Annotated in this window: 6 protein-coding genes; all 6 read left to right on the forward strand. The window is 41.0% G+C overall.

From position 1 onward, the window contains the following. The first annotated feature begins 355 nt into the window (after positions 1 to 355). Positions 356 to 3,514, forward strand: coding sequence for a SusC/RagA family TonB-linked outer membrane protein (locus ACFQ21_RS26175; protein ID WP_377584593.1), 3,159 nt, complete (start codon positions 356 to 358; stop codon positions 3,512 to 3,514). 23 nt (positions 3,515 to 3,537) lie between these two features. Beyond that, on the forward strand, positions 3,538 to 5,106 hold the full coding sequence (locus tag ACFQ21_RS26180; RefSeq protein ID WP_377584595.1) for a RagB/SusD family nutrient uptake outer membrane protein: 1,569 nt from the start codon (positions 3,538 to 3,540) through the stop codon (positions 5,104 to 5,106). Between the two features lie 27 nt (positions 5,107 to 5,133). Then, entirely contained in the window at positions 5,134 to 6,195 is a 1,062-nt protein-coding gene (locus ACFQ21_RS26185; protein WP_377584598.1) for a cell shape determination protein CcmA, read from the forward strand. A 256-nt stretch (positions 6,196 to 6,451) separates the two neighbouring features. After that, entirely contained in the window at positions 6,452 to 7,585 is a 1,134-nt protein-coding gene (locus ACFQ21_RS26190; RefSeq protein ID WP_377584601.1) for a glycoside hydrolase family 26 protein, read from the forward strand. 119 nt (positions 7,586 to 7,704) lie between these two features. Continuing rightward, positions 7,705 to 8,217, forward strand: coding sequence for a phosphoheptose isomerase (locus ACFQ21_RS26195; protein WP_377584604.1), 513 nt, complete (start codon positions 7,705 to 7,707; stop codon positions 8,215 to 8,217). An 8-nt stretch (positions 8,218 to 8,225) separates the two neighbouring features. Further along, positions 8,226 to 12,383 carry a two-component regulator propeller domain-containing protein gene (locus ACFQ21_RS26200; protein WP_377584607.1) on the forward strand — a complete coding sequence of 1,386 codons (4,158 nt, stop codon included), beginning with the start codon at positions 8,226 to 8,228 and terminating at the stop codon, positions 12,381 to 12,383. The last annotated feature ends 18 nt before the right edge of the window (positions 12,384 to 12,401 follow it).

Genomic DNA, 12,401 nt, shown 5'->3' on the forward strand with positions numbered 1-12,401 from the left:
ACGTTTGTCCAGTGTTTTTGGAAGATTTACCACCCTGCCTATAGCCCCCAAAATCTCAACTTTCAAGTCGATTAACCCTTGAGAGTCATGTTTAACTGGATTGTCAAAGCATTAACCATCCAACGGAAGTCGCCCGAAAGAGAGCAGCGCAAGGTCAGGCTCCTGCTGTTCTTCGAAGTCCTGTTGGGGCTCTTGCTGCTCGTGATCCTGTTCGTACTCCTGAGAATTTTTCTATAACCAATTCGATGGCAGACGTGATTAACTATTGGGGTTTGATAATGATTGCCTTAAGGAGGGATGTTGAGTCATCCTGAAGGTTTACGATTGACAGAAACAAAACTTTAAACTTAAATCTATGCTAAAACAAATCTACCGAAGCTTATGTATTGCTTCCGTATTTTTCTTACTAAGCCACGCGTTGGCCTTTTCGCAAGCCCGGCTTGTAACAGGAAAAATTACGGATGAGGCTGGTGAAGTATTACCCGGTGTAAATGTTATTAAGAAAGGAACAACTGTTGGAACCAGTTCTGATGTAAATGGTGCATTTTCTATCGAAGCTGATAACGATGATGTACTGGTAGTTAGTTTTATTGGCTATGCCCCTCAGGAAATTGCTGTATTGAATCAGACTTCTATTACAATTACATTAAAAGAAGACGTATCTACATTACAAGAAGTTGTCGTTATCGGTTATGGTTCTGTTAAAAAGGCGGACGTTACATCATCGATATCTTCAGTATCTGAAAAAGATATTAAAAACTTACCTGTTGCAGGTATAGATCAGGCTATACAGGGCAAGCTCGCTGGTGTAACAATAACCAGTAATGGAGGTCAGCCTGGAGGAGGTATTTCTATAAATGTAAGAGGTATCACTTCTGTTAATGGCAACCAGCCCTTATATGTAGTGGATGGTGTGATCTTAAACGGAAGTAGAAGCAGTATAGCTCAAGATCAACTAGGAGGAATGGCCGGACAAAATGTACAGAGTCCGTTAGCTGCCATTAATCCAAATGACATCGAATCTATAGATGTTTTAAAAGATGCATCAGCGCAAGCTATATATGGTGCGAGGGGTGCGAATGGAGTGGTTTTGATTAAAACAAAATCTGGTAAGGCTGGCGAGCCAAAAATTACATACGATGTATACTATGGGGTACAGGAGCTACGGAAAAAGTTAAGCTTAATGGATTTGAAGCAGTATGCCGGTTATCAAAACTCACTGGTACCCGAAATAAGAGCTGCCGGTAGCAGTTTGGATACATTAGCAGAATTTAAAAATCCCGCTGTTCTTGGAGGAGGAACAGATTGGCAAGACGAAATTTTTCAGCGAGGAACAATTCAAAATCATCAATTGTCTTTTTCAGGTGGCAAAGACAAAACAACATACTATACTTCTTTTAATTATTATAAGAATGAAGGGATTGTAATTGGCTCTGATTTCGAAAGATTTAATATCAAACTCGGTATAGATCAGCAGGTAAAATCCTGGCTTAAAACCGGGATTAATCTCAATGTCTCAAAATCAAATCAGAAAATTACTTTAACCGATGGATCGGATGCGGTTATTAGTTTGGCAGTTTACAATAGCCCTGCAGCACCTGTAAGAGGGCTGGACGGACAATTCACTTCAGTATCAAATATAGGGGGGAGTAATTTTGGTAATCCCAATAATCCAGTAGCGATGGCTACTATGCGGAATGTTAAAGCAATACAGTATAAAGCGTTTGGCTCGTTATACACGGATATTAGTTTCCTGAAGTCATTTACATTTAGAAATGAAGTAAATTATGATTTTAACCTTGGTCAAAATTCAGCATTTCAACCGCTCGTACAGAATACAACTACCGGGGCAACTATATTATCGCCAAGCAAATTAGTTGAAGACAGAACTACAGCATTGTTTTGGGCTTTAAAAAACTACCTGACCTTTGATAGAACGTTTGGCAAGCACTATGTAAACGCGGTAGTTGGCCATGAATCCACGCTAAGCAACTTTGACCAGATCACTGTATCAAGACAGAATCTTACAAATAATTTGGAGTCTATAAACGCTGGCTCCGCCACAAATCAGACTATAAACGGAGGTAAATATCTTACTGCATATGAATCCTATTTTGCAAGAGCACTATATTCATTCAATAGCAAATATTCTCTCTCGGGTTCTATCAGAAGAGATGGTTCTTCTTCTTTTGGCCCTAACAAAAAATGGGGTGTATTCTCTGCAGTATCTGTAGGATGGACACTTTCTGAAGAAGCGTTTATTAAAAACATTTCAGCTATTAATTATTTAAAATTAAGAGCAGGTATAGGATCTGTTGGTAACTCTAATACTGCTAACCAAAATAATGCTTATGCAACAAATGTATCGTTGGTTGCAATCAGTCCATTTGGAAACGGTGCTCAGAACTTCAACGTGGGTAACCCTGATTTGCAATGGGAGTCTGTCGTGACTAAAAATGTGGGAATTGATGCCACCGTGCTTGATGGCGTTATCGACTTTAGTGTGGATGTATATCAAAAGGTATCTACAAAAATGCTGGTACAGGCTAAACTCCCTGTATATAGCGGTCTTAACTCTGGTAATACCTATAACCCTGTACAACCTCCGGTTACAAATGCAGGTAAAATGACGAATACTGGTATAGATATATCTTTAACCACTAACAACATTCGGAAAGGTACTCTTACATGGAAAACTAATTTCATATTCACGCACTATAAAAATGTTTTGAACGATAATGGTGGTGTACCTCAGCCGGCATACAGAGAGTATGGCAATGCAATTCAGGTAACTAATTCTCCTTCCGGCCAAGCCGTTGGATCGTTTTATGGTTTGAAAACAGATGGACTATTCCGTACACAAGGTGAATTGGATGCATTTGGGTTGGCAAATAGCAATAACCAATTAGCTGTCGGCCCGCAAGGTATATATTTAGGAGATGTTCGTTATAAGGACATAACTGGCGATGATGTAGTAAACTCCCTTGACTTAACAAATATAGGTAGTCCTATTCCGAAGTTTACCTATGGAATGACCAATACCGTAAACTATAAAAGTTTTGATCTCTCCATACTAATTACGGGAAGTTATGGTGCTAAAATTTTGAATTACACCAAACGTCTTACAGAAGGTCTTTATAATTCATATTTAAACCAGTCGACAGATGTATTGAACAGATATACTGCCGAAAATCCGGATGCAACAATCCCCCGCTACAATCAATGGAACGACAACAACAGAAGGTTATCCGACAGATATGTGGAAAGTGGTTCTTATTTGAGAATTCAGAATGTAAGTCTGGGATATAACATTCCAGGTACTATTTTAAGCAAGACCAAGTTTACATCGGTGCGCGTTTATGTATCTGCGCAAAACCTCAAAACATTCACAAAGTATTCAGGATACGATCCTGAGATTGGTGCCTATAACAATAACGTGTTTAACATGAACATTGATGATGGGCATTATCCAAATCCAAGAACATTTACAATTGGTGGTAACTTTGTATTTTAACAACATTTTTAAATATATAAAAAATGAAGTATATATATATATTATCGTTATCACTGCTTTTCGTGGTAACATCTTGTGACGAGTCTTTCCTGGAGAGACCATCACAGAATAACCCGACAGAAGAAAATTATTATAATTCGGCTGTAGAAGTAAATGGTGCTACGGGCTTATTATATAATAAGGTTTGGTATGATTATCAGGATAAAGCATTCCATGCTATAGGTGAGGCGCTGGGCGGTAATATGCTCACGGCTAACGATCCTAACTACGGAGGTCTGGTATATAATAAGTTTACGTTTACAAGTAGCGATGTTTTAGTTGCTTCCAGCTGGGCTTCATTATATTCTGTTGTTGGCGCTTCAAGTTCACTGATTCAAACACTTGAGAATAAGAAAGCAAAAGTGTCTGATCCGGCCTATCTGATCCAGGGTATCGCGGAAGCAAGATTTATGAGAGGGGTTGCTTTTTTCTTTCTAGCCAGAGCCTTTGGTGATGTACCTATTGTTGACGACCCAGTTGCTTTCGCTTCTTCCGGTACATTTAATTCTCCCCGTTATCTACAGGCTGATGTATTAAGATATGTATTAGAAGATTTACAGTATGCAGAAGCAAACTTAGCGAGCGAAGCCAGTCAGAAAGGAAGAGTTACAAGTCTCTCAGCGTCTGGTATGATGGCTAAAGTTTACCTCTATATAGGAGATTATGCAAATGCTAAAATCAAAGCCGGGTTAGTAATTGATTCTAAGAAATATTCACTCTACCCAGACTACTATGAAATGTTTACAAGTTCAGCCGCAAACAATAATGTTGAGTCATTATTTGCATGGCAATGGATTGCAGCGGGAGGATATTCAATTGGAAATCCAATTCAAGCTTACTGTGGAACTCAGGCTTTACTGAAACCCACAACGGGGGTAGGTTACGGATCTGTAATTCCTACTATAGACCTGATAGAATCATACGACCCGTTAGATAAAAGAAAAGGCTGGTCAATCATGCAGCACGGATTCTTTAGAAAGGACTGGACGAATATAAATTTTCCTAACGGATATACCTATGATACTACATCTATAGGTGGTGATGAAGCCTTTAAAACAAAAAATGGCTCACGTGCAAATGCAATGAAATATGTTGTTGGCCCGGGTTCTAACGGAGAGAATGTAAATGGATCTTCGACTGATATATGTACTTATATTCTTAGATACGCGGATATTGAATTGATATACGCAGAAGCAATTCTGGGTAATGATGCGTCTACCAGTGATGGAGCTGCACTAGATGCGATAAACGATGTAAGAGAGAGAGCAGGTTTACCTGATTTAACATCCATAACCAAAGATGATATATTGGCAGAACGCAGACATGAGTTTGCCTTTGAAGGCGACTATTGGTTTGACATTCAGCGTCAGGGATTTGATAAAGCCAAGGAAATAATAAGCAAACAAGAGAGAGGATCGTATGACTTTAACGGTAAACTTCAAAGCGAGAAAATCATATTAAGTTCTCCGAGTCAAATGTTTTTGCCTATTCCGCAAACAGATTTAACAGCTAGTCCTATGCTAAGAGAACCTGCTGTTCCTTATTATAAGTAACCTTTTTCAAAAGTTAAAATATCGACTATGAAGAATTATCTAAATATAATATTCAAGATGGTTTTGTTTGCAGGAGCACTATACCTGACCTCCTGTAAAGACGATGAAGTCTCCCCATCTGTTGCGCAGATTTCACCACAGTCTGCGGCTTCTAAATCTCTCTTGACTGTTACCGGATCGGGCTTAAGGGACATTATGAAAATTACTTTTGAAAATGGAAATGTGCCCGCCAGCTTTACTTCAACATTTAACACTGATGGCGCCATTCTTTTCAGAGTACCCATTGATGCTGTTCCCGGCCAACAGAATATCATTTTTGAGAATGCGTCCGGCAAAACATTTACGGTGCCATTTACTGTTTTAGGATTGGCAACTATTAATGATGTTTCCGACTATAACTTCAGGCAGGATACTGAAATTACTTTGACAGGTAAAAACCTGGACGATGTAACGAAGGTTACTTTTACCGGAACAACTACAGAGCTTGAAATTGTTGATAAAAGTGCGACAACACTCACGGTAAAATTTCCACAACCTGATCCGGGTTTTTATGAATCTACCTTAACAATTACGAATGCTGCTGGCCCCGCGCCTACTACACAATCATTTGTAGCAATTGACAATGCCTTACAAATATTTACGGATGATTATGGTATAAATCCTTCGGGCAATGCATTCCAAAATGCATCGTGGGGACCTTCATCTATAAGTACAACGCAGTTTAAATCAGGAACCGCTTCGTTGTCTTTGGGATATGCTAAAGGTAACTGGAGCCAGGATGGCTTTGGATGGGATAATATATCCAATGACGGTTACAAATATTTGTCGTTTTGGTTAAAAGGTGCATCAAAAGACTATACGCTTTATGTGTGGTCTTCAGCCCAGCCGGGGACCTTCAATACATATGAGGATTTTAAGAAAATTCTGGTGCCTGCCAACGTATGGACTTACTATAAACTTCAGGTAAGCAGTTTGAAAATTTTTGGTGAAAATAATACGACACCTTGGAATCAGATTGGATGGAGAATTCAAGGACCGGATGATCAGGATGAGACCTTCTATATAGATGATGTGATCTTGATAAAATAGATGAAATTATTAAAACCTGCAGGACTATGTTCTGCAGGTTTTATATAGACAGCTATGTTCTCGATAAATTGTAGTAATTCAATCCTCAAGTGTTCTTGTGATTTTCCCAGTTAAGGCTGCTTTAATACTTCCGTAACATTTTAGTCAGGAGTCGTGCTTTCTAAATTAGCGGTTTACGCTTCTTTTTTTAATGCTATAGGATATACTATAGTACCGTTTTTCAGTATAATTATTATGACAAAGTAGAATTAGATATATGAGAGTAATGTTGATTTGTTTAGCGTTGGTATCAGGGTTATTGCAACTATCTGCGCAGACGTTGATTGATAAGCAAGCCACCGATAAAACAAAAACACTATTTGTGAACCTGAAAAGAATTTCATCGCAGGGCATTATGTTCGGTCACCAGGATGCTGATGCGTATGGTGTAAAATGGAAAGATGAAAAAGATCGTTCGGATGTAAAGGATGTGTGTGGTGCATTTCCTGCGGTACACGGGTGGGATATAGGTAATCTTGGCAAGTCTGGTGATAAAGAGTATATATCGAAGTTGCATAACTGGATACACGCTATTTATAAACGAGGCGGCATTAGCACGATATCCTGGCATGTAGATAACCCGGTGTCAAAACGCAATGCATGGGATACGACACGCGCGGTAAAAGATATACTTCCCGGTGGCAAGGAGCACGCGTACTTTGTAAAGCAGCTCGATGCCGTAGCAGATTTTCTGAAGAATTGCAAAGATGGAAGCACATCTATACCAGTAATATTCCGCCCATATCACGAACACAACGGTGATTGGTTCTGGTGGGGAAAAGGACATTGCACCGAGCAGGAATATATAGCCTTGTGGAAATTTACAGTAACATACCTGCGTGATACAAAGAAGCTCCGTAACATTATCTATTCATTTTCGCCCGACAGAAGTCGTATGAACCTGCAGGATGCGAAAGTTTCTTACCTATATGCTTATCCTGGCGATGACTACGTTGATCTGTTAGGACTGGATGACTATATGGATGTGGGTATTACCTGGAATAAAAAATCAGCAAGTGAACAACAACAGGATTTTATTACTGTAATGCGCACCATCTCTTCACTCGCCAAAGAGCGTAACAAAGTGGCTGCACTCACAGAGACTGGTTTGGAAGGCGTTACCAACCCTGAATGGTTTACACAAGTTATACTGGAGCCGCTAAAGGCAAACAAAGACATTGAAGTCGCTTACGTCCTCGTGTGGCGCAATGCCAACGAAATACATCACTATGCTCCGTATTCCGGTCATACATCTGAAAAAGATTTTGTGCGCTTCTATCAAGACGAACATTCGCTTTTTGAAAGTGACATTCAGAATATGTACGAGCCAGGCAAAACACTTATAAAATGATTACCCGAAAACAGTAGATGCAGTACGAAATTAATTTCGGATTACCGATATTTCAGACCGGATCCCCAGCGTAAACCGCCAGGCATCCGGTAATACACATCTAATGTAATTAAACCCAAATGGTAACTTTTTCTAACACAGACTCTAAGCAGCAAATTTTCAGCAAAGTACAATCGTACCTCGATGAGTTAGGATTGAAAGTAGTAGCAAAAGATTTTGAACGTCCGTGGGGAGGATTCTTTGTAATCGATGAGACACAGGCACGGCAATTTGCCAGTCACTTTTTTCCGGGCATCGAGATAAATGATCTCAAGATCAGCGAAAAGCTGAGTCCGAAAATTCTGATGGTGCAGCCGGATAAACGCTTGTCGTGGCAGTATCACCACAGACGCGCAGAGATATGGAAACTTGTAGCAGGTGAGGCTGGAGTTATTACAAGTCAAACGGATACAGAAGGACCACTTCAAAAACTGGAGATCGGTGAGATCATCCGTCTGAACTGCGGACAGCGCCATCGTCTTGTAGGACTTAAAGGCTGGGGTATGATCTCGGAAATATGGCAGCATACGGATGCGAGTCAGCCTTCCAACGAAGACGACATCGTGCGTGTGCAGGATGACTTCGGCAGATAAGAAACAACATGCATATCGTTCGGAAAAAATATTGGGCTACTGCCATCTTTATATGTATACTAAGATTGGTCGTAGCTCAACCTTCCGGGCTTCCTGATAAAGAAATTATTTTTGATCAGCTTCCTGAGAAGCTGGGGTTGTCTCAAAGTTCAATTAACTGCATCCTCCAGGATCGCGAAGGATTTTTGTGGATCGGCACATGGTCTGGTCTGCTGCGATACGATGGATATTCTACCATTGTATACCACTCGGGTAATGCTCCCGGTAAACTCAAGAGCAATAAAATCACCGCCATATTTGAAGACCACCATGGCTACCTGTGGGTAGGCACGCACATGGGGGGCTTGTTTCGCTTTGATAAAAGTACCGGCACATTTCTTCAGTTCATTCACAACGAACAGGATACCGGCAGTATTTCTCACAACTACGTGAATTGCATTGGCGAAGATCAGCACGGCAATCTGTGGGTAGGAACCGAAAATGGTTTGAATGTTTATGATACCGTCAACGGTAAGTTTACAACCTTCTTTGCCCGTGACAACGACAGTACTTCACTGACCAATAATATTGTTACCGATATATACCTGTCATCTTCGAAGGAGTTGTGGATCGCTACCGCTAACGGATTGAGTAAAGTTGTAAAGCAGGCTTCGGGTAACTATACATTTCGAACTTATCGTTATACGCAGGATGTAGTCAATCAGTACCATCACAACTATATATTCAAGGTTCGCGAACTTAGTTTAAAAGGAAAAACATCTATATGGTTCTGTACCATTCGCGGACTGAAGAAACTGGAAGATGGCGTTATTACCAACTATGCTATACCTGACAAAGTACAAAGCTATAGCCTGATACGTTCCATGTACGTGGTTTCCGGCACGAATCCCTATATTATAACCGGCTCCGAAAAAGGATTAGCTTTTTTTGATCCCGCTGTTAATCGCTTTACAAAATTACTGGGTGATGCTGATGAGACCGTAAATCTTTCACATAGTACGGTAACATCTATATATCTTGACCGCGGTGGTGTATTGTGGGTGGGTACCAAGAAGGGATTAAATAAATTTGATAGTTACTCGAAAGATTTTGAAGCTTTTCGAACCCTTACGTTTGATAAAGGTAAAAATATTATAACAGGACTGCGCAGTTCAACTGATCATGGTTACTGGATTGCTACCATCGGTGGTGGACTATATAAATTGAAAGGCAAAACATTTCAGCGAATCCGTATTGTAGATCGTGATGATAATGATTTCGTTAATTTCATTCAGACACTCTATACCGATACGCACGGCAATGTATGGCTGGGTACAGCGGGTGGCGGTATATATAGGTTTCACCAGCGCGATGTGCTTGCTACCGGACTGGTAAAACGATTTGATCACTACATTGGTATATCTCCTGCCAATAGCGACTATGTAATGTCGTTTACCGAAGACAATGCCGGGAATATATGGGCCGGCAGCTGGAGTGGTGGATTGAACAGAATTTCTCCCGATGGTAAAATTACTCCGTTTGATTATCGACTGTTATGCGAAGCTCCGCTGGTTGTATTGCAAGCAGATCGTACCGGAACGGTTTGGGCGGGCACACGTGGTAATGGATTGTTCCGTATTAAACCCAAAGGTGATACACTGGATATACACCGGTTCAGCAAGCATCCTGTTAAAACGGAAGAAGGTATATCCAACGATTTTGTCAATGCAATTTATGAAGATCATGCCGGACTCCTGTGGATTGGAACAGAAGGTGGTCTTAATTCATTGGACAGAAGAACGGAGGTGTTCAAGCAGCATAAGATCGAAGAAGGTCCGAGCAATAATGTAATTGTAAGTATACAGGAAGATGACAGCGGTAAATTATGGCTTGCCCACTGGGACGGTTTAACCATCATCGATCCTTCAGATGCTCAGTTTGTAAAACACTATGATCACCACGATCGCATTCAGGGTGGATTCTTTTATAACAACGTAAGTTTTAAAGATGATACCGGTCGTTTACTTTTTGGTGGCTCAGAAGGTTTCAACATTATCAACCCCAATGCTGTTGTTACCAATCCGAACTTCCCGAAAGTAGTAGTTAATGATTTCCAGATATTCAATCGCTCGGTACCCTTCGGTCAACCTTTTGATGGTCGCGTAATTTTGGATAAACCGTTAGCTGCTATAGATCGTGTGGCGCTGAAGTATAACGAGAACTCGATCTCATTTGAATTTACAGCTCTCGACTATGCCGCTCCTGAGAAAACACGATATGCCTATATGCTGGAAGGTTTTGATAAAGACTGGAACTATACCAATGCCTCCAGGCGCTACGCCAACTATACCAACCTGAATGGCGGTGAATATACCTTTAAAGTAAAGGCTGCCAACAACGAAGGTGTTTGGAACGAACAGATCAGTTCGGTAAAACTTGTTATCCACCCGCCCTGGTGGAAAACAATATGGGCACGAATTATATATATCGTATTGGCATTGGTGCTGCTGCATTTGTTTCGCATGCTGGTGTTGATGCGTGCTAACTTCAAGCACGATCTTAAACTCGAGCGATTGCAGCGCGAGAACATGGAGAAACTCAATTATGCCAAACTGCAATTCTTCACGAATATATCGCACGAGTTTCGTACGCCACTTACACTTATACTCGGACCATCACAAAGTTTGCTTGATCGAGGAGAAGGTGGTAAAGAAGTGCGTGATCAGTTATTGAATATAAATGCGAACGCACAACGTTTGCTGAGACTGGTAAATCAGTTGCTCGATTTTAGGAAGGCAGAATCCGGTAATCTTAAACTCGAAGTATCCGAAGGTAACATCATCAAGTTTGTAAAGGAAGTCAAGCTTTCGTTTGATACGCTGGCAGAGCAGATGAAGATTGACTTTTCGTTCTATGCATCTTCCAATATTGTAAAAGTGTGGTTCGATCGCGATCAGTTTGAGAAGATCATGTTCAACCTGTTGTCTAACGCCTTCAAGCACACTCCCGAAGGTGGCAAAATTGTTATGCAGGTTATTGAAGGTAAGGATGACGTGATGATTACGGTGCAAGACACCGGTAAGGGAATAAAGCGCGAGCATTTCGAAAGTATATTTCAAACATTCTTCAGTTACGATGAAGACAAGAATCATACCGGCACGGGTATAGGTCTTGCATTAGCGAAGAGCCTGGTCGATATGCATCATGGCAAATTAACCGTGGCGAGCGAAGAAAATTCCTATACGCGCTTTACGATAACATTACCGAAGGGTTCTGCACATTTTGATGCATCAGAATTGCTGCCGGTCTCAAAAGATATTGAGACTATGGATCGGTACCCTGCGCTCACACCCGATCCGCTATATATACCGGAGAAAGAACCCGAAGTCAGCGATAATCTGAAAGATTTACCCAAGCTTTTGGTAGTTGAAGATAATGACGAAGTACGCGCTTATATCAAGTCAATCTTTGAAGGAACCTATATAATACTACAGGCATCCGAAGGTAAAGAGGCTCTGGATATAGCGCTGGAGGAAATGCCCGACCTGGTGATCAGCGATGTAATGATGCCGGTAATGGATGGTATCACGTTATGCACGCAGCTGAAGATGAATGTGAAGACATCGCATATACCGGTGATACTGCTTACAGCCAGAACATCTTTGATCTTTAAAGTAGAAGGACTTGAAACCGGTGCCGATGACTATATAACCAAGCCGTTCAATCCGAAAGTACTTCAGTTAAAAGTGCGTAACCTGATGCGCATGCGCGAACTGATGCGCAAGATGTTCCGCGATAACGAAGTGCTGAACATTGAACCGAAACGCGTAACGCTTACTTCAGCCGATGAATCATTTGTGCAGCAGGCATTGGAGAGTATCGAGAAGAACATGAGTAATCCTGATTATGCTGTAGATGATTTAGGTCGCGATGTAGGTATGAGCCGCACCCAACTCTATCGGAAACTAAAAGCACTAACAGGACAATCCGCCAATGAATTTATACGCGTGATCCGTTTGAAACGTGCCGCGCAGTTGTTGGAACAAAATCAACTTACCATTGCCGAAGTTACCTACGAAGTAGGCTTTACCGATCTGAAATATTTCCGGGAGTGTTTTAAAAAACTCTTTGGTGTAACGCCATCAGAGTTTGTGCAGAGAACCAGTGGTGATTTGCAGCCGGAGTAAATATATGGCTGAAGTATA

Origin of the sequence: Ohtaekwangia kribbensis (assembly GCF_042676245.1) — a bacterium.
GTDB lineage: Bacteria > Bacteroidota > Bacteroidia > Cytophagales > Cyclobacteriaceae > Ohtaekwangia > Ohtaekwangia kribbensis.

What these genes read in the sequence shown, in the direction of transcription:
- ACFQ21_RS26195 (WP_377584604.1), top strand. Translation starts at nt 7,705, where the DNA reads ATGGTAACTTTTTCTAACACAGACTCTAAGCAGCAAATTTTCAGCAAA.
- ACFQ21_RS26200 (WP_377584607.1), top strand. Translation starts at nt 8,226, where the DNA reads ATGCATATCGTTCGGAAAAAATATTGGGCTACTGCCATCTTTATATGT.
- ACFQ21_RS26180 (WP_377584595.1), top strand. Translation starts at nt 3,538, where the DNA reads ATGAAGTATATATATATATTATCGTTATCACTGCTTTTCGTGGTAACA.
- ACFQ21_RS26190 (WP_377584601.1), top strand. Translation starts at nt 6,452, where the DNA reads ATGAGAGTAATGTTGATTTGTTTAGCGTTGGTATCAGGGTTATTGCAA.
- ACFQ21_RS26185 (WP_377584598.1), top strand. Translation starts at nt 5,134, where the DNA reads ATGAAGAATTATCTAAATATAATATTCAAGATGGTTTTGTTTGCAGGA.
- ACFQ21_RS26175 (WP_377584593.1), top strand. Translation starts at nt 356, where the DNA reads ATGCTAAAACAAATCTACCGAAGCTTATGTATTGCTTCCGTATTTTTC.